The following is an 18420-nucleotide window of genomic DNA, read 5'->3' as shown; positions in this document are numbered from 1 at the left end:
ACAGTTCTGAAACAACACTGTTTGAACTCGATTCAAACCTCAACACAGGCAAATGTGGGAGGGGCTTGCCCCGATAGCGGAGTGCCAGCCAACTCATCTGTTACTGATACACCGCTATCGGGGGCAAGCCCCCTCCCACATTTAGTCCGCGTTTAGTCAGTTGAAAACTGAGTCATAGGCGAACAACGCCGGTGCACCACCGGTATGCAAGAAGATGATTGGCCCATCTTCAAAGCGTTGACGCCCGATGCCGTCCAGCAGACCGGCCATGGCCTTGCCCGTATAGACCGGGTCCAGCAGCAGACCTTCCTGACTGGCCAACAGTTTGATCGCGGCCAAGGTGCCGGCGTTCGGTTCGCCATAGCGCGGGCCGAAGTATTCGTCCCACAGGATTACCTTGAACGCTTCGGGGATATTCACACCCAGCAACTCGGCCGTGCGCTCGGCAGCCCCTGTACCTTGGGGCGCTGGGCTTCGTCGGTGCGCGACACGGTGATGCCCACCACCGGCAGATTCGGCAGCGCTTCGCTCAACGCCAGTGCCAGGCCGCTGTGGGTGCCGGCGCTGCCGGAGGCCAGGACCACCGCAGCGAATTCCAGGCCGCTGTCTTCGATCTGCGCGGCCAGCTCCAGGCCCGCGCGCACGTACCCCAACGCACCGAGGGCATTGGAGCCACCGATGGGCACCAGGTACGGCTTCTTGCCGCTGCTGCGCAGGCGATCGGCAAGGGCGTTGAGCTGGTCGTCGACGTTGTCGAGGTTTTCCACCAGCTCCACCTTGGCGTCGAACAACTCCAGCAGCAGGCGGTTGCCGTTGTGCAGGTAGTTGGCGTCGTCGGTGTCGGTGGGGTTTTCCAGCAGGGCGGCGCAGCCCAGGCCAAGCTTGGCGGCCAGTGCGGCGGTCTGGCGTACGTGGTTGGACTGGATGGCGCCGGCGGTCACCAGGGTGTCGGCGCCTTGGGCGATGGCATCGGCTGCCAGGTATTCGAGTTTGCGCAACTTGTTGCCGCCCATGGCCAGTGGCGTGGTGTCATCGCGCTTGACGTAAATGTCCCGGCCCAGCCAGGTCGATAGCCGTTCGAGTTTTTCCAGGGCAGTGGCACCGCCCAGCAGTTCCAGACGGTTAAAACGGTCGAGCTGTTGCTTGATCATGGCTACGCACGGTTGTTGAAGGGATGGAGCGACTATAGGCAGGCACTTTTCATCGGGCAACCGTCACTCGCTTATGCCCGATGGTTCTGAGCATCGCACCATTGGTTCTTAAGGCCGACCAGGGTGGATACCGTAAAGTGATGGGCATTTCGTCAGGAGTGAAAACCGTGAGTGAGCGTTCCAGTCATTGGCAATTACAGACCATCGTCAGCCAGCTGCGCGGCGCCCGTGACCAGTGGCGAGCGCGCAATGGGCGCTTGAGTGGCGAGCACGGCGGCCGCGAGTTGCCGTCGCGTGAAGCGGTGGCGCAGATTCTTGAATCGCTGTGCGGTGCGCTGTTCCCGATGCGCCTGGGGCCGGCGGACTTGCGCGAAGAAAGTGAAGACTTCTACGTGGGCCATACCCTCGATGTGGCGCTCAATGCCTTGCTCGCCCAGGCGCGCCTGGAACTGCGCTACGCCGCGCGCCAGGGTGGCGAGGATGACAGCCAGATCGGCGCTCATGCCATCCGCTTGATCCAGGATTTCGCCCTGGCCTTGCCGTCGCTGCGCAGCCTGCTGGATACCGATGTATTGGCCGCTTACCACGGCGATCCGGCGGCGCGCAGCGTGGATGAGGTGCTGCTGTGCTATCCGGGAATCCTGGCGGTGATTCACCATCGTCTGGCCCATCACCTGTACCGCGCCGGCTTGCCGCTGCTGGCGCGGATCATCGCGGAAATCGCCCACTCGGCCACCGGCATCGATATCCACCCCGGCGCGCAGATCGGCCCGAGCTTTTTCATCGACCACGGGACCGGCGTGGTGATCGGCGAGACCGCGATCATCGGTGAGCGGGTGCGCATTTACCAGGCCGTCACATTGGGCGCAAAACGTTTCCCGGCGGACGAGGACGGGCAGTTGCAGAAGGGCCATCCGCGGCATCCGATCGTCGAGGATGATGTGGTGATCTATGCCGGGGCGACGATCCTGGGGCGTATCACCATCGGCAAGGGCTCGACCATTGGCGGCAATGTGTGGCTGACCCGCAGCGTGCCGGCCGAGGCGAATATCACGCAGGCGAATTTGCAGCATGATGATGGGGCGCAGAAGTAGGGCCCCATCCTGAAGGCCACATTGATCCCCTGTGGGAGGGGGCTTGCTCCCGATAGCGGTGGTTCAGACAGTGCATCTGTGACTGACATATCGTCATCGGGGGCAAGCCCCCTCCCACATTTTGATCGTATTCCAGATTTACTCGGCAATCGCTGAACGATTGTCCTCCCCCGCCCGTCATACCAATCCTTGAGCCGGCGTAGGAATTGTCTACCGCTCAGCCCTGCGATTAGTCCAAAACTGCCTATTCATGTTTAACTTGAACGTTCGTTCAAGTTAAACCCGGTGGTTCGCTGCCCGCTCACAACAGGAGGCTTACCTTTGCTGAGTCCGTTTTTTACAGCCACATCCTTCAACCTCGGGGTGCATCGTTCATGAGTGCATCGTCCACCCCAGCCAGCGGCCTGGTGCGCATGAATGCGCCGGTCTTCTACTTTGCCGCCACCTTCATCCTGCTGTTCGGCATCACCGTCATCGCTATCCCGCAACAGGCCGGCGCCTGGCTGCTGGCCGCGCAAAACTGGGCGGCCAATACGGTCGGCTGGTACTACATGCTGGCGATGACCCTGTATCTGGTCTTCGTGGTGGTCACCGCGTTATCGGGCTACGGCAAGATAAAACTCGGTGCCGACCACGACGAGCCCGAATTCAGTTACCTGTCCTGGGCCGGCATGCTGTTCGCCGCCGGGATCAGCATCACGCTGTTTTTCTTTTGTGTGTCCGAGCCGCTGACGCACCTGGTGCAACCGCCCCAGGGCGCGCCACTCAACGCCGACGCCGCGCGCCAGGCCATGCAGGTCCTATTCCTGCACTGGGGCCTGCACGGTTGGGGCGTGTTTGCGTTTGTCGGCATGGCCCTGGCGTATTTCGCCTACCGGCATAACCTGCCGCTGGCGTTGCGCTCGGCGCTGTACCCGCTGATCGGCAAGCGCATCAACGGCCCCATCGGCTACGCGGTGGATGGCTTCGGCATCATCGCCACGGTGTTCGGTCTGGGTGCCGACATGGGCTTTGGGGTGCTGCACCTCAACTCGGGGCTGGACTATCTGTTCGGCATCGCCCACACCCAGTGGATCCAGGTCGGCCTGATCACCCTGATGATGGGCGCGGCGATCCTGGTCGCGGTGGCCGGCGTCGACAAGGGCGTGCGGGTGATGTCCGACATCAACATGCTGCTGGCCTGTGCGCTGCTGCTGTTCGTGTTGTTCGCCGGGCCCACCCAGCATTTGCTCAACACCTTGATCCAGAACATCGGCGACTACCTCGGCGCCTTGCCGACCAAGAGTTTCGATGTGTACGCCTACGACAAACCCAGCGACTGGCTGGGCGGTTGGACGGTGTTCTATTGGGCCTGGTGGATCGCATGGTCGCCGTTCGTGGGCCTGTTCATCGCGCGGATTTCCCGTGGTCGTACCATTCGCGAATTCGTGTTCGGCGTACTCCTGATCCCGCTGGGCTTCACCCTGGCGTGGATGTCGATCTTCGGCAACAGCGCCATCGACCAAGTGCTCAACCACGGCATGGCGGCGCTCGGTCAGTCGGCCATTGATGATCCCTCGATGAGCCTCTACCTGCTGCTGGAAACCTACCCCTGGAGCAAAACCGTCATCGCGGTGACGGTGTTTATCAGCTTTGTGTTCTTCGTCACCTCGGCGGACTCGGGCACCGTTGTGCTGTCCACCTTGTCGTCCAAGGGCGGCAACGCCGATGAAGACGGGCCGAAATGGCTGCGCGTGTTCTGGGGCGCAATGACCGCGCTGGTCACCAGTGCCTTGCTGTTTGCCGGCAGTATCGACTCGCTGAAATCGGCGGTGGTGCTGACCTCATTGCCGTTCTCGTTGATCCTGCTGCTGATGATGTGGGGCCTGCATAAAGCCTTTTACCTTGAATCGCAAAAGCAGATCGCGCAGTTGCATTCGCTGGCGCCGATCTCGGCCTCGCGCAAAGGCAAGGGCGGCTGGCGCCAGCGTTTGAGCCAGGCGGTGCATTTTCCGTCGCGCGATGAGGTGTATCGTTTCCTCGAATCGACAGTGCGCCCGGCGATTGAAGAAGTGACCGCCGTGTTCGTCGAAAAGGGCCTGAGCGTGGTCACCCAGCCGGACCCGTCCAACGACAGCGTCAGCCTGGAAATCGGCCATGGCGAGGAGCATCCGTTTATCTACCAAGTGCAGATGCGTGGTTACTTCACTCCGTCGTTCGCCCGTGGCGGCATGGGCTCCAAAGAGATCAACAACCGCCGCTATTACCGTGCGGAAGTGCACTTGAGCGAAGGCAGCCAGGACTACGACCTGGTGGGCTACACCAAGGAGCAGATCATTAACGACATCCTCGATCAGTACGAGCGACACTTGCAGTTTTTGCACCTGGTGCGCTGACGCTTCACTCCCCGCAAAGCCCCGTTCTACGGGGCTTTCTTAAAGTTAATTTCATTCGTTCGCCGCGCGTTTTGACGCGCAACTGTCATCTGGCCACTGCGTAATTGTGTGAAGCGTTTGACGCTTTCATTTCAGAACAGTGACGGAGACCGGTGACATGAAGAGGTTAATGAGCCCCATGGTGGGGGCTGCCATGGCGAGCTTTATGCTGTCTGCCCATGCTGATTTTATCGATGACAGCCATGCCGACGTGACCCTGCTCAATCGCTATCTCAACCAGCAGGGGCGTGACGTGGTGGACAGCAATGCCAAGGCCCACAGCATTCGCGATTGGGGGCAGGGGTTCGAGTTCAACTTCAAGTCGGGCTACACCGAGGGGCCGGTGGGCTTCGGCCTGGATCTGCAGGCGTTCTATGGCTTGAAACTGGATTCCGGTGGTGACCTCAACGACAAGGATCACCAGGGCCGCTATCCCGGCAGCATGTTCCCGCTGGAAAACGGCAAATCCGCCGACCAGTTCGGGGTGCTCAGTCCGACGTTCAAGATGCGCTTTGCCAAGGATGAGTTGCGCGTCGGTACGCTGTACGGCAACAACCCGGTGCTGGCCAATACCGACGGGCGCCTGTACCAGCAGACCAACACCGGCGTGCAGTTGGTGTCCAGGGACCTCAGCGACTTCACCTTCACTGGCGGCGATATTTTCAAGACCAAGATCCGCAACGAAACCGGTGACCGGGGCATGATCACCGCCGGCGGCACCAAAGAAAGTGACCGCTTCCTGTTCGGCGGTGCGGATTACACCGGCATACAGCACACCACTGTCAGCTTGTGGTACTCCAACCTTGAGGATTACTACCAGCAGTTCTTCCTCGGCGCCAAGCGCCATGACGTCTTGTCGGTCGGTGCGATCGATACCGACGTGCGCGTGTTCCGCAGCCTGGGTGTGGGCGGTAACGCCGATGGCGACAAGGACTTTGCCGCAGCGGGCCTGTACGGCGACGGCGTGAACAAAGGCCGCATCAACCAGTCCACTGTCAGCCTGTTGGAAAGCTACAGCCTGGACGGCCATACCGTCGGCCTGGGCATCCAGAAAAACAGCGGTGACAGCGACTTCCCCTACCTGGACTCCGGCCTCAATAGCGGTGATGCTCGCCAAGGCCCAGGCTCGGGTGCCGACACCCCGGCGCTGACCAACATGCAGTTGAACAAATTCCAGCATGCCGGCGAACGTACCTGGCTGGCGCAGTACAAATATGACTTGGGCAAACTCGGCCTCAACGGCCTGACGTTCTCTGCCGCCTATGCCCATGGCGACGACATCCGCACGGCGCAAGGCACCACCAGTGAATGGGAACGTAACGTAGCGGTGGCGTATCAGGTCCCTATCGGCACGCTCAAGGGGCTGGGTGTGACTTGGAAAAATGCCCACGCCAGCCCGGACATTTCCGGTGCTACGGTGCAGGACGAAAACCGTTTCTATGTGAGCTATGTCGTTCCACTATGGTAGGAAATTGCTGTAAAACGGCAGGGCAGACTTAAGCGATTCAGCTGGTTAAAAGGCCTGGGAATAGGGTTATTCCCACGCCTTATTTGCCTACGTCCAAGAGAGGATTCGATGACTTACATTGCTGCCGAAAACCGCTATGAATCTATCCCTTATCGCCGCGTAGGCCGCAGCGGACTGGTGCTGCCAGCACTGTCCCTGGGGCTGTGGCACAACTTTGGCGACAGCACGCCGATCGACACCCAGCGCGCCCTGCTGCGCACCGCGTTCGACCTGGGGATCAACCACTTCGACCTGGCCAACAACTACGGCCCACCCTACGGCAGCGCCGAGATCAATTTCGGCCGTTTGCTGCGCGAAGACTTCAAGCACTACCGCGACGAATTGATCATCTCCAGCAAGGCTGGCTGGGACATGTGGCCGGGGCCTTACGGCCAGGGCGGTGGCTCACGCAAATACGTGCTGGCAAGCCTGGACCAGAGCCTGCAACGCCTGGGCGTCGACTATGTGGATATTTTCTACTCCCACCGTTTTGATGCCGACACGCCCCTGGAAGAAACCGCCAGCGCCCTTGCCACCGCCGTGCAACAGGGCAAGGCGTTGTACATCGGTATCTCTTCGTATTCCGGGGTAAAAACCCGTGAAATGGCGGCGCTGCTCAAGGACTGGAAAGTGCCGTTGCTGATCCACCAACCGGCCTACAACCTGCTCAACCGTTGGGTGGAAAAAGACCTGCTCGACACCACCGAGGAGCTGGGCGCCGGAGTGATCGCATTCACACCGCTGGCCCAGGGTTTGTTGACCGACAAATACCTCAACGGCGTGCCGGCCGACGCACGGGTCAACCGCCCGGGCGGCGGTTCGTTGCAGGCCAAGCACCTGTCTGAAACCAACATCGCCCACGTGCGCGCGCTGAACGAAATCGCCCAGCGCCGTGGCCAGAGCCTGGCGCAATTGGCGCTGGCGTGGACGCTGCGTGACCCACGGGTGACCAGCGCGCTGATCGGTGCGAGCCGGCCGGAGCAGATTATCGAGAACGTCGGGGCGTTGAAGAACCTAAGCTTCAGTGCCGAAGAACTGGCGGAGATCGATCGGTTTGCGCAGGAAGGTGGGATTAACCTGTGGGAGAAGCCATCGACCGCTGAATAATCTGATAGCACTGGGTCAAAAGTGTGGGAGGGGGCTTGCTCCCGATAGCGGTGAATCAGTCACGTAGATATCAACTGACCCACCGCTATCGGGAGCAAGTCGAATCGTCGCACCGCCCCTCCCACAGCGGATCTGCGCAGCAGCCCCAATAAGGTCATCGCTGTGTGTCAGGACTTATCGAGGTGCAGGTTTTAGGGCTGCTGCGCAGCCCAGCGCGGGACAAGCCCGCTCACCACAGGGAGGATTTTCAACGTTTAAAAAATGTGTATGGATACCTATGCCCCGATGGCGGTGTATCAGTCAATACATGTGCTGACTGGTCCACCGCCATCGAGGGCAAGCCCCTCCCACATTTGATTTTCGGTATGACGACTAGAACGGTACATCCCCAAGAATCGTCGCCCGATGCATCACCCGCCGCTGCGGGCGGTAATCATCCACCGCGTAATGCTGGGTCACGCGGTTATCCCAGAACGCCGCGTCGTTCTCCTGCCAGCGCCAGCGGATGGTGAATTCCGGGCGCGTCGCGTGGGCGAACAGCAGCTTGAGAATCGCTTCACTTTCCGCCGGTTCAAGCTCATTGATTTTGGTAGTAAACCCTTCACTGACAAACAGCGACTTGCGCCCACTCACTGGATGCGTACGCACCACCGGGTGTGACAACGGTGGGTTCTTCCTACGGGTTTCTTCCCAACGCAGCAGGTCTTCGGCGGTGTTGCCGAAGCGTTCCAGCGGGAAGGATTTGGTGAAGTCGTGGGTAGCCGTCAACCCCTCGAGCAAACGCTTCAACGGCTCGGACAACGCCTCATACGCCGCGATGCCACTGGCCCACAGCGTATCGCCGCCAAACGCCGGCAACAGCTTGGCACTGAGCACCGCGCCGAGCGCCGGGGTTGGCAGGAAGGTCACGTCGGTGTGCCACACGGCGTTGTCGCGTACATCGGTGACGGCGGTGTCGAGGATCAGTACTTCGGGCTGTTCCGGCACGTTGGGGTAGATCGGGTGAATGTGCAGGTCGCCGAAATTCGCGGCGAATCGCGCCTGTTGCTGCGGCGTGATGGCTTGGTCGCGAAAAAACAGCACCGAGTGGCTGAGCAACGCCTGCTCAATGGCATCGCGGTGTTCGACACTGAGCGGCTGGGTGATATCGACGCCACTGATCTGGGCGCCCAGGGCGGTGCTTAATGGCGTAACGGTCAGGCGGGTCATTTAATGTCCATCACTCAATGTGCCTGGCCATGCCAGGGCACCAGTTTACGCTGCAGGGCGCGCAGGCCCATTTCCATGGCGAAGGCGATCAGGGCGATTACCAGAATCCCCAGCACCACCACGTCGGTGACCAGGAACTGCGCCGCCGACTGCACCATGAAGCCCAGGCCGCTGGTGGCGGCGATCAGTTCGGCGGCCACCAGTGTCGACCAGCCCACCCCAAGACCGATGCGCACACCGGTGAGGATGTCGGGCAGGGCGCTGGGCAGGATCACGTGGCGAATCAACTGGGCGCGGCTCGCGCCCAGCGATTGCGCCGCACGCAGTTTGGCCGGGTCGACGGTGCGCACGCCGGTCGCGGTGGCGATGGCGATTGGCGCAAAAATCGCCAGGTAAATCAGCAGTACCTTGGACAGCTCGCCGATGCCGCACCAGATCACGATCAACGGCAGATAGGCCAGCGGTGGAATCGGTCGGTAGAACTCGATCAACGGGTCGAGAATGCCGCGGGCGATGCGGTTGGAACCGATGGCAATCCCCACCGGTACAGCGGTGAGTACCGCAAAACCCAAACCCAGGCCGATCCGGCTGAGGCTCGCGCCGAGGTGCTGCCACAAGGTTGAGTCCATATAGCCGGTGGTCGCCAGCAGCCAGCCTTTTTGCAGCACGGCAGACGGCGGTGGCAGGAACAGGGGTTCGATCAAACCGGTGGCGGTCACGGCCCACCATATCGCCAGTAACACGACCAGGGTCAACACGCTGATCCAGCGTGTGCTCAGGCTGCGCCGTACGGGAATGACTGTGCGCGCCGCCGGCTTGACGGCAGTGGCGGGGAGTTCATAGCTGCTCATGCGGACACCTGCCGTTGCGAGAACACTTTACCCAGAACGTGTTCACGGGTTTCGATAAAGCGCGGGTCGGACTTGATCGCCCGCGCCGACTCACCGGCCGCGTAGCGTTGACCGAAGTCCAGCCGCAGGCGCTCGACGATCTGGCCGGGGTTGGGCGCCAGCAGGATCAGATCGGTGGCGAGGAACACGGCCTCTTCGATGTCATGGGTAATCAGGAATACCGGTTTGGCCGTGCGTCGCCAGACTTGCAGCAGCAATTCCTGCATCTGCTCGCGGGTGAACGCATCGAGGGCGCCGAAGGGTTCGTCCATCAGCAATACACGCGGGTCGGCCGCCAGGGCGCGGGCCAGGCCAACACGTTGTTTCTGGCCGCCCGAAAGCTGCCAGACGCGGCGGTTGTCGAAGCCGGCCAGGTCCACCAGGGCGAGCATTTCCCGTGCGCGTACTTCCCGCTGCGACTTGGGCACGCCCGCCAGTTCCAGGCCGAAACCGACGTTGGCCAGGACGTCCTGCCAGGGCAGCAATGCGTCGTCCTGGAACACCACGCCACGCTCGGCGCTCGGGCCCTTGACCGGCACGCCATCGAGGGTGATGCGCCCGGCGCAGGGTTCGACAAAACCGGCAATCAGATTCAATAGCGAGGTCTTGCCGCTGCCGGACGGGCCGAGGGCGACCAGCAATTGCCGGGGCCCAAGTTCGAGTGAAATATCCGCCAGTACCGGTTCCGGGGCGCCTGGGTACTGTGCGCTGATGCGCTCCAGTTGTAGCAAGGCCATCGCGATGAACTCCTGAATCAGTGAGTGATGAACTTGGCGCTGACGTAAGGGGCGTAGTCCGGCAGCACGGCGTCGACTTTGCCTTGTTCCTTGAGGAACGCAGCCGTGTCGGTCACGGCCTTGGTGGTGGGTGCGCCCAGCAGGGTCACCTGGTCAGTGGCCAGCGGGTAGACATTGCCTTGCAGCAGCAGCGGGATATCACTGGCCTTGGCGCCAGAGAGCTTCACCAGTTTGTCGACGTTGCTTTTGTCGGCGAGCCAGGCTTTTGGGTCTTTGCGGTATTGGGCGTAGGCATCCAGAGTGACCTTGGCGAAGGCCGTGACGATCTCCGGATGTTTCTCGGCAAAGTCTTTACGCACTATCCACGCGTCGAAGGTCGGCGCACCGAACTTGGCCAGCTCGCCAGAGGTGATCAGCACCTTGCCGTTTTCCTTGGCCACACCCAGGGCCGGGTCCCACACGTAGGTGGCGTCGATATCACCGCGCTTCCAGGCGGCGATGATCGCCGGCGGCGCGAGGTTGAGGATGGTGACTTTCGAAGGGTCGATGTTCCAGTGCTTCAGCGCGGCCAGCAGGCTGTAGTGGCCGGTGGACACGAAGGGCACGGCGATCTTTTTGCCGATCAGGTCCTGAGGGTTGTTGATCCCCGAACCGTCGCGCGCTACCAGAGCCTCGGCACCGCCGATCTGGGTGGCGACGAGGAACGTCTCGACCGGCACCTTGCGGGTGATGGCGGCGGTCAACGGGCTGGAACCGAGGTAGCCGATCTGCACATCGCCGGAAGCAATGGCGGCGATGATGTCGGCGCCGTTGTCGAATTTGCGCCAGTCGATCTTGGCGTCAGTGGCTTTTTCGTACGCGCCGTCGGCCTGGGCGACTTTGGCCGGGTCTACGGTGGTCTGGTAAGCGATGGTCACATCCGCTGCCTGGGCAAACAGGCTGGCACCGGCCAGGGACAATGCGGCCAAGAGGCGCAGAGGGGTTAACAGTTTCAAGGGGAAGCTCCTCAATCGTGCGGCCGGGGGTCGGCGTGCGAGGAGACTAAATGATCTAAGAATTGGAAAATAAATAACTTTTTCGAATTAGCTTATGGGCGAAAGGTTGAAGCAAATCTTGAGCCTGATGGAGGGTTAAATGTGGGGGCTTGCTCCCGATATAGGTGGTCAGTCACTGATTGGGTGACGGACACTCTGCTATCGGGAGCGAGCCCCCTCCCACAGGAGGCCGTGTAGGTCCTTAGTTGCTGATGGCGAGAATGCTCGCCTGGTACGACCCGACAAACACATCGAAATCGCCCACTTCGTTCTGCTCCAGCTCCGCCTGCTGCGCCAGCGACGTGCGCGCCAGTTCTTCAAAACGTGCCTGCTCTTCGGCCGCCAGCGGCTCCTTGCGGAAATGCTCGGCGTGCAGCTGGCTCTGATGCAGGGAGAATTGCGCAAAACTCTCCTTACGCTCGGCCATCGCCGCCAACACCTGGGCCGACGGGGTCAAGGACGGGTCCTGGACCTTGGCCAGCTGGGCGTCCAGCGCCTGGCTGTGTTCGCCGATGCCATGGCTCTGATCAAGCAGCGCGGCCAACGGTGCGATCTTTTCCAGCAGTTCGGTGGCCCAGGCCTTCATGTCCACCGACGCACCGTCACGCCGCAGCTCCAGGCCCGGACGCCGACCTTCCTTGACCACGCTGAGGAAGTTGGACGTGGCGTTACCGCATTCGTTATTGGCGAACAGCGGGCTGTCATTCAGAGCGCAGTACAGCAGGAACGCGTCGAGGAAACGCGACTCCGGCAGGTCGATGCCCATCGGCAGGAACGGGTTGATGTCCAGGCAGCGCACTTCGATGTACTGAATGCCGCGGGCCATCAGCGCCTGGATCGGCCGTTCGCCGGTGTAGGTCACGCGCTTGGGGCGGATGTTGGAGTAGTACTCGTTTTCGATCTGCAGGATGTTGGTGTTGAGCTGCACCCACTCACCGTCCTTATGCGTGCCGACTTCGACGTAGGGCGCGTAGGGCGTTGCCACAGCTGTGCGCAGGCTGTCGGTGTAGCTCGCCAGGTCGTTGTAGCAAGGCGTCAGGCCGGCCTGGGCGTTGCTTTGGTAACCCAGGTCGCTCATACGCAAGCTGGTAGCGTAGGGCAGGTACAGGGTGTCGGCGTCGAGGACTTCCAACTGGTGCGAGCGACCGCGCAGGAACCCCGCGTCCAGCGCCGGCGAGGCACCGAACAGGTACATCAGCAGCCAGCTGTAGCGGCGGAAATTTCGGATCAGCGCGATGTAGGCGTTGGACTGGTAATCGCGGTCGGTGCCGACAAATCCTTCAGTCTCCTTGAGCAACGGCCACAGCGTTTCCGGCAGCGAAAAGTTGTAGTGGATGCCGGCGATGCACTGCATGGTCTTACCGTATCGCAGGGCCAGGCCCTTGCGGTACACGTACTTGAGCTGGCCGATATTGGAGGTGCCGTAGTAGGCAATCGGAATATCTTCCTCGGCTGGCAACGGGCACGGCATCGACGGGCTCCACAGGTATTCGCTGCCGAGCTTGGAATAGGCAAAGCGGTGGATCTTGTCCAGGCTGCTCAGGGTATCGGCCGGGTTGGGCAGGGCCGGGGTAATGAACTCCAGCAGCGATTCGGAGTAGTCGGTGGTGATCAATTCGTTGGTCAACGCGGCGCCCAGGGCTTCGGGATGCGGCGTTTGTGCCAGGCGACCCTCACCGGTGACGCGCAGGCATTCACGCTCGATGCCGTGCAGGCAGTGCTCTAGCAGGGAGAGGTGTTCGCGCTTGCCGAGCAGGGCCAGGCGGCGGTTGAGAAGTTCGCTCAAGTTGGATTCCTTCACGCGTCAGTCGCCCCAATATGGGGGTGGGCAGGACGGTCTACAAGGGTGAAGTTAAAACTGGCGTGATCGCCTGGTTTTGAGTCGATTTGACCCGCTACTAATAAGCCTACTTCATTCCATGAGTTGGGCTACAGCACAGCAGGAAAATTCCGACGCTGTTATCGCAGCGCCGAAATTAACTCAAATCAAGGGTGGGGAGCTATAGGACAGCGAACGTGCCCTGCGCTTTTGCGACAAGTCTTTCGTCCTGATACACATCGGCTTCGACCACCAGGGTGCGTCTGCCGGCGTGAATCACGCGGCTGGTGCACAGTACGTCACCGTCTTCGACGGCGCGGATGTAGTTGATCTTGCATTCGATGGTCGCGCTCTGCTGGTCAAAGCCATGGACGCTGGAACAGGCCAGGCCCATGGTGATGTCGACCAGACTGAAAATAGCCCCGCCATGCAGCTTGCCCGCGCGGTTACGCAGGTGCGGCTCCAGGGTCAGGGCCACCTCGGCAACGCCGTCTTCCAGGCGTTGCAGGCGGCAGCCGATCAGTTCGCTGAACGCGCTCTGGGTCAGCCCGGCGGGCATTTCCATCAGCGTTTCTTCAATTGCTTGGCGTTGGCGAACAGCGAGGCCATGGCATTGTTGCTTGGCGCTGCGGTCGCGGTTTCCTTGCGCGGTGCGTTGTTCTGCGACTGGCGCGGTGCGGAGCCAGGGCGTGCGCCACGGGCACCGTCGATTTTCTCGCCGGGCGTGTCGCTCATGCGCATCGACAGGCCGACGCGTTTGCGCGGGATATCGACTTCCATGACCTTGACCTTGACCACGTCACCGGCTTTCACCGCTTCGCGCGGGTCTTTGATGAACTTCTCCGAAAGCGCGGAGATATGCACCAAACCGTCCTGATGCACGCCGATATCCACAAAGGCGCCGAAGTTGGTCACGTTGGTCACCACGCCTTCGAGGATCATGCCCGGCTGCAAATCCTTCAGGTCTTCGACGCCGTCCTGGAACTCGGCGGTCTTGAACTCGGGGCGCGGGTCGCGACCGGGTTTTTCCAGCTCTTGCAGGATGTCGGTGATGGTCGGCACGCCGAAGGTTTCGTCGGTGTACTTCTTCGGGTCCAGGCGCTTGAGGAAGGCAGCGTCGCCGATCAGCGAGCGAATATCGCGGTCGGTCTCGGCGGCGATGCGTTGCACCAGCGGGTAGGCTTCCGGGTGGACGGCCGACGAGTCCAGCGGGTTATCGCCGTTCATGACGCGTAGGAAACCGGCGGCTTGTTCGAAGGTTTTCTCGCCCAGGCGCGCGACTTTTTTCAGCGCGGCGCGGGTTTTGAAGGCGCCGTTTTCGTCACGGTGGGTCACGATGTTCTGCGCCAGCGTGGCGTTGAGGCCGGAGATCCGCGCCAGCAACGCCACGGAGGCGGTGTTGACGTCCACGCCGACGGCGTTCACGCAGTCTTCAACCACGGCATCCAGGCCACGCGCCAGTTTCAGCTGCGACACATCGTGCTGGTACTGGCCGACGCCAATGGATTTTGGGTCGATTTTCACCAGTTCTGCCAGCGGGTCCTGCAGGCGGCGGGCGATGGACACCGCACCACGGATCGAGACGTCAAGGTCCGGGAACTCCTTGGACGCCAGCTCCGATGCCGAGTACACCGAAGCGCCGGCCTCGGAGACCATGACTTTGGTCATTTTCATCGCTGGGTATTTTTTGATCAGCTCGGCGGCCAGCTTGTCGGTTTCACGGCTGGCAGTGCCGTTGCCGATGGCGATCAGGTCCACCGAATGCTTGGCGCACAGGGCGGCCAGGATGGCGAGGGTCTGGTCCCACTTGTTATGTGGCACGTGCGGGTACACGGTGGCGTGGTCCAGCAGCTTGCCGGTGGCATCGACCACGGCGACCTTGCAGCCGGTGCGCAGGCCCGGGTCGAGACCCAGGGTGGCGCGCGGGCCGCCGGGGCGGCCAGCAGCAGGTCGTGCAGGTTGTGGGCGAACACGTTGATCGCTTCGGTTTCGGCGCCGTCGCGCAGCTCACCGAGCAGGTCGGTTTCCAGGTGGGTGTAGAGCTTGACCTTCCAGGTCCAGCGCACGACTTCACCGAGCCACTTGTCCGCAGGACGGTTCTGATTCTGGATGCCGAATTGTTGACCGATCATGCCTTCGCATGGGTGCATGGTGCCCGGCAACTCGTCGCCGACTTTCAACGAAGAGCTGAGAATGCCTTCGTTGCGGCCACGGAAAATCGCCAGTGCGCGGTGCGACGGCATACTTTTCAGCGGTTCGTCGTGTTCGAAGTAATCGCGGAACTTGGCGCCTTCTTCCTCTTTGCCGGCGATGACGCGGGCGCTGAGGATGGCTTCCTGCTTGAGGTAAGTGCGCAGTTTTTCCAGGAGGCTGGCGTTTTCGGCGAAGCGCTCCATGAGGATGTACTTGGCGCCTTCGAGGGCGGCCTTGACGTCGGCGATGCCTTTTTCGGCATCGACAAAACGCGCGGCTTCGGCTTCCGGGGTCAGCGACGGGTCGTTGAACAGCCCGTCGGCCAGTTCGCCCAGGCCGGCTTCGAGGGCGATCTGGCCCTTGGTGCGGCGCTTCTGTTTGTAAGGCAGGTAGAGGTCTTCGAGGCGGGTCTTGGTGTCGGCAAGCTTGATGTCGCGCTCGAGTTGCGGGGTCAGCTTGCCCTGTTCCTCGATGCTGGCGAGGATGCTGATGCGCCGTTCGTCGAGTTCTCGCAGGTAGCGCAGGCGCTCTTCCAGGTGACGCAGTTGGGTGTCGTCGAGGCTGCCGGTCACTTCTTTACGGTAACGGGCGATGAAGGGCACCGTGGAGCCCTCATCCAGTAGAGCGACGGCCGCTTCGACCTGTTGTGGGCGTACACCGAGTTCCTCGGCGATGCGGCTGTTGATGCTGTCCATAAAACCACCTGAAATTCTGAAAAGCAGCTCGCAGGCCCGGAAAACAAGGCCTTGCGCGGCTGGTTGAGCGGCCCGACTGGCGCCGCTACCTGGGTCAAGAGGCAGCCTATTGACCCTCGAAATCGAAAAAATCACGACAAGCGGGTAAAAAAAGCCCGGCAGTAAACGCTAACGATCTGACGTTGCCCTGCACGAAGGCGCCGCATTATAACCAGCGTTCTGTCCTTGAGGGGTACTGCACGCAGGGTTGTAGGGCGCGGGTTCGCTGGCAGTGGAGGAAAAATCTGCTAACAATGCACACGGTGCGTATAACGGCAGCTAGGCCATAATGCGCGCCGAGATAAGAGGAGCATCCAATGAGCAGCACTGCACAAACTGCTGAAGGCGAAAAAATTCTCATCGTTGATGACGATCCGGGGCTGAGCAGCCTGTTGGAGCGTTTCTTCAATTCCAAAGGCTACCGTGCCCGCGCGGTGCCGAACACCGAGCAGATGGACCGCCTGCTGGGGCGTGAAGTATTCAACCTGGTCGTGCTCGACCTGATGCTGCCCGGCGAAGACGGCCTCACGGCCTGCAAGCGTCTGCGCGGCGCGAACAACCAGATCCCCATCATCATGCTCACCGCAAAGGGCGATGAGCTGAGCCGCATCAAGGGCCTTGAACTGGGCGCCGATGACTACCTGGCCAAGCCATTCAATCCGGATGAGCTGATGGCGCGGGTCAAGGCCGTATTGCGTCGCCAGGCACCACCGGTTCCCGGTGCGCCGGGCAGCGAAGACGAAAGCGTTACCTTTGGCGACTACGAGTTGTCGCTGGCAACGCGTGAGCTTAAACGTGGCGATGAAGTGCATATGCTCACCACCGGCGAATTTGCCGTGCTCAAGGCCCTGGTGATGAACGCCCGCCAGCCGCTGACCCGCGACAAGCTGATGAACCTGGCCCGTGGCCGCGAGTGGGACGCCCTGGAGCGCTCCATCGACGTGCAGATTTCCCGTCTGCGCCGGATGATCGAGCCGGACCCGTCCAAGCCGCGGTATATCCAGACGGTATGGGGCGTGGGGTATGTGTTTGTGCCGGATGGCACCGCAACCAAGTGACCAATGATTTGCCGAGGCGGGCATCTTCGCGTTTGACTTCATAAGGGTCGACGCGATGCCCGGCGTCTGCAATTCTGCGAGCACCGCTCGTTCCTGCAAGGTGTCCAGCTTTCATCTATGAAAACCCCGCTGTGGTTCCCTCAAAGTTTCTTCTCGCGCACCCTTTGGCTGGTGTTGATCGTCGTTCTGTTTTCCAAGGCACTCACACTGGTTTATCTATTGATGAACGAGGACGTGCTGGTGGATCGGCAATACAGCCACGGTGTCGCGCTGACGTTGCGTGGTTATTGGGCCGTAGACCCTGAGAACCGCGAAAAGGTGGCCAAGGCGTCGACGTTGACCCGGGTCGACGGTGCCGGCGTCCCTGAGGGCGAGCAGCACTGGCCCTACAGTGAGATTTACCAGCGCCAGATGCAGGCCGAGCTGGGCGAGGATACCGAGGTGCGATTGCGCATGCATGTTTCGCCCGCGCTCTGGGTGAGGGCACCGAGCCTGGGGGATGCCTGGATCAAGGTGCCGTTGTATCCGCATCCGTTGCGGGGGCAGAAGATCTGGAACGTGCTGGGCTGGTTCCTGGCGATCGGCTTGCTCTCAACGGCCTCCGCCTGGATTTTCGTGCGTCAGCTCAACCAGCCGCTCAAACGCCTGGTGTTTGCCGCGCGCCAGTTGGGTCAGGGGCGCAGCGTGCGCCTGCCGGTCAGTGACACGCCCAGTGAGATGACCGAGGTGTATGGCGCGTTCAACCAGATGGCGGAAGACGTCGAACAGGCCGGGCGCGAACGCGAGCTGATGCTGGCGGGGGTGTCCCATGACCTGCGTACGCCATTGACGCGTTTGCGTCTGTCATTGGAGTTGATGGACAACCATACCGACCTGACCGACGACATGGTCCGCGATATCGAGGACATGGACGCGATTCTCGACCAGTTCCTGGCGTTTATCCGCGATGGCCGTGACGAAGTGGTGGAAGAAGTCGACCTGACCGACCTGGTGCGTGAAGTAGTAGCGCCTTACAACCAGAGTAGCGAACAGGTACGTATGCGCCTTGAGCCGATTCAGCCGTTTGCGTTGCGTCGGATCTCGATGAAGCGCCTGCTGAACAACCTGATTGGCAACGCCTTGCACCATGCCGGTTCCGATGTGGAAGTGGCGGCGTATGTATCCGGCGACAATGCGGCACCTTATGTGGTGTTGAGTGTGATGGACCGTGGCGCGGGGATTGATCCGGCCGAGCTGGAAGGAATTTTCAACCCGTTCACCCGTGGTGATCGTGCGCGGGGTGGCAAAGGCACCGGTCTGGGGCTGGCGATTGTGCGGCGGATTGCTTCGATGCATGGCGGCAATGTCGAACTGCGCAACCGCGAGGGCGGTGGTCTGGAGGCACGGGTGCGCTTGCCGTTAGGCTTGATGCTGCCTAGAGACGCGGTTTAGCAAACAACGCAGATTAAAATGTGGGAGGGGCAAGCCCCCTCC

General features: G+C 61.3%; 12 protein-coding genes and 2 pseudogenes. 6 read left to right on the top strand and 8 right to left on the bottom strand.

Translation table 11 applies throughout. The annotated features are described in order from the left end of the window. Positions 1-156: 156 nt before the first annotated feature. Positions 157-1151, bottom strand: a pseudogene (locus tag JWR98_RS27730) (D-cysteine desulfhydrase). 167 nt (positions 1152-1318) lie between these two features. Between JWR98_RS27730 and epsC the strand changes: the two are divergent. The 4 genes from epsC to mgrA all read left to right on the top strand — a co-directional run bounded on the left by epsC (position 1319) and on the right by mgrA (position 7273). Continuing rightward, positions 1319-2245 (top strand): serine O-acetyltransferase EpsC, encoded by a 927-nt coding sequence (gene epsC / locus JWR98_RS27725; protein WP_078731091.1) that lies wholly within the window; start codon positions 1319-1321, stop codon positions 2243-2245. Between the two features lie 413 nt (positions 2246-2658). After that, a complete protein-coding gene (gene betT, locus JWR98_RS27720) occupies positions 2659-4620 on the top strand; it encodes a choline transporter BetT (RefSeq protein WP_179119871.1) in 1962 nt (653 codons plus the stop codon). Between the two features lie 178 nt (positions 4621-4798). Then, positions 4799-6127 carry an OprD family outer membrane porin gene (locus tag JWR98_RS27715; protein ID WP_205491752.1) on the top strand — a complete coding sequence of 443 codons (1329 nt, stop codon included), beginning with the start codon at positions 4799-4801 and terminating at the stop codon, positions 6125-6127. 108 nt (positions 6128-6235) lie between these two features. Next, positions 6236-7273 (top strand): L-glyceraldehyde 3-phosphate reductase, encoded by a 1038-nt coding sequence (gene mgrA / locus JWR98_RS27710; protein WP_078731093.1) that lies wholly within the window; start codon positions 6236-6238, stop codon positions 7271-7273. Positions 7274-7645: 372 nt separating this feature from the next. Here the strand turns inward: mgrA and tauD are convergent, their stop codons facing one another. From tauD to JWR98_RS27675, 7 genes and pseudogenes are all read right to left on the bottom strand, one after another. After that, positions 7646-8482, bottom strand: a complete 837-nt coding sequence (gene tauD / locus JWR98_RS27705) for a taurine dioxygenase (RefSeq protein ID WP_205491750.1) — start codon at positions 8480-8482, stop codon at positions 7646-7648. A gap of 14 nt (positions 8483-8496) precedes the next feature. After that, a complete protein-coding gene (gene tauC / locus JWR98_RS27700) occupies positions 8497-9333 on the bottom strand; it encodes a taurine ABC transporter permease TauC (RefSeq protein ID WP_003171011.1) in 837 nt (278 codons plus the stop codon). Continuing rightward, a complete protein-coding gene (tauB, locus tag JWR98_RS27695; RefSeq protein ID WP_078731096.1) occupies positions 9330-10109 on the bottom strand; it encodes a taurine ABC transporter ATP-binding subunit in 780 nt (259 codons plus the stop codon). Before tauB ends, tauC begins: the two co-directional genes overlap by 4 nt. A gap of 17 nt (positions 10110-10126) precedes the next feature. Then, the gene (gene tauA / locus JWR98_RS27690) at positions 10127-11104 is read right to left on the bottom strand and encodes a taurine ABC transporter substrate-binding protein (RefSeq protein WP_205491748.1); all 978 of its coding nucleotides are present in this window, start codon (positions 11102-11104) and stop codon (positions 10127-10129) included. A 241-nt stretch (positions 11105-11345) separates the two neighbouring features. Beyond that, on the bottom strand, positions 11346-12929 hold the full coding sequence (gshA, locus tag JWR98_RS27685; RefSeq protein WP_078731098.1) for a glutamate--cysteine ligase: 1584 nt from the start codon (positions 12927-12929) through the stop codon (positions 11346-11348). A gap of 214 nt (positions 12930-13143) precedes the next feature. After that, positions 13144-13527 carry a PaaI family thioesterase gene (locus JWR98_RS27680; protein WP_078731099.1) on the bottom strand — a complete coding sequence of 128 codons (384 nt, stop codon included), beginning with the start codon at positions 13525-13527 and terminating at the stop codon, positions 13144-13146. Continuing rightward, positions 13527-15850 (bottom strand): annotated as a pseudogene (locus JWR98_RS27675) (Tex family protein). The gene JWR98_RS27680 and the pseudogene JWR98_RS27675 overlap by 1 nt, the downstream one beginning before the upstream one ends. A gap of 356 nt (positions 15851-16206) precedes the next feature. Here JWR98_RS27675 and ompR point away from each other — a divergent pair. Then, entirely contained in the window at positions 16207-16947 is a 741-nt protein-coding gene (gene ompR, locus JWR98_RS27670) for an osmolarity response regulator transcription factor OmpR (protein ID WP_015373500.1), read from the top strand. Positions 16948-17064: 117 nt separating this feature from the next. Further along, positions 17065-18378: an ATP-binding protein gene (locus JWR98_RS27665; RefSeq protein WP_003171021.1), complete on the top strand. Its 1314-nt coding sequence runs from the start codon at positions 17065-17067 to the stop codon at positions 18376-18378. Positions 18379-18420 lie beyond the last annotated feature (42 nt).

The sequence above is a fragment of the Pseudomonas lactucae genome, from assembly GCF_016937615.1.
Lineage (GTDB): Bacteria > Pseudomonadota > Gammaproteobacteria > Pseudomonadales > Pseudomonadaceae > Aquipseudomonas > Aquipseudomonas lactucae.
The sequence above is the reverse complement of the archived record's forward strand: the minus strand, read 5'-3'. Positions and strand labels throughout refer to the sequence as shown.

What these genes read in the sequence shown, in the direction of transcription:
- tauB (WP_078731096.1), bottom strand. Translation starts at nt 10,109, where the DNA reads ATGGCCTTGCTACAACTGGAGCGCATCAGCGCACAGTACCCAGGCGCC.
- JWR98_RS27715 (WP_205491752.1), top strand. Translation starts at nt 4,799, where the DNA reads ATGGTGGGGGCTGCCATGGCGAGCTTTATGCTGTCTGCCCATGCTGAT.
- ompR (WP_015373500.1), top strand. Translation starts at nt 16,207, where the DNA reads ATGAGCAGCACTGCACAAACTGCTGAAGGCGAAAAAATTCTCATCGTT.
- betT (WP_179119871.1), top strand. Translation starts at nt 2,659, where the DNA reads ATGAATGCGCCGGTCTTCTACTTTGCCGCCACCTTCATCCTGCTGTTC.
- JWR98_RS27665 (WP_003171021.1), top strand. Translation starts at nt 17,065, where the DNA reads ATGAAAACCCCGCTGTGGTTCCCTCAAAGTTTCTTCTCGCGCACCCTT.
- JWR98_RS27680 (WP_078731099.1), bottom strand. Translation starts at nt 13,527, where the DNA reads ATGGAAATGCCCGCCGGGCTGACCCAGAGCGCGTTCAGCGAACTGATC.
- tauC (WP_003171011.1), bottom strand. Translation starts at nt 9,333, where the DNA reads ATGAGCAGCTATGAACTCCCCGCCACTGCCGTCAAGCCGGCGGCGCGC.
- tauD (WP_205491750.1), bottom strand. Translation starts at nt 8,482, where the DNA reads ATGACCCGCCTGACCGTTACGCCATTAAGCACCGCCCTGGGCGCCCAG.
- mgrA (WP_078731093.1), top strand. Translation starts at nt 6,236, where the DNA reads ATGACTTACATTGCTGCCGAAAACCGCTATGAATCTATCCCTTATCGC.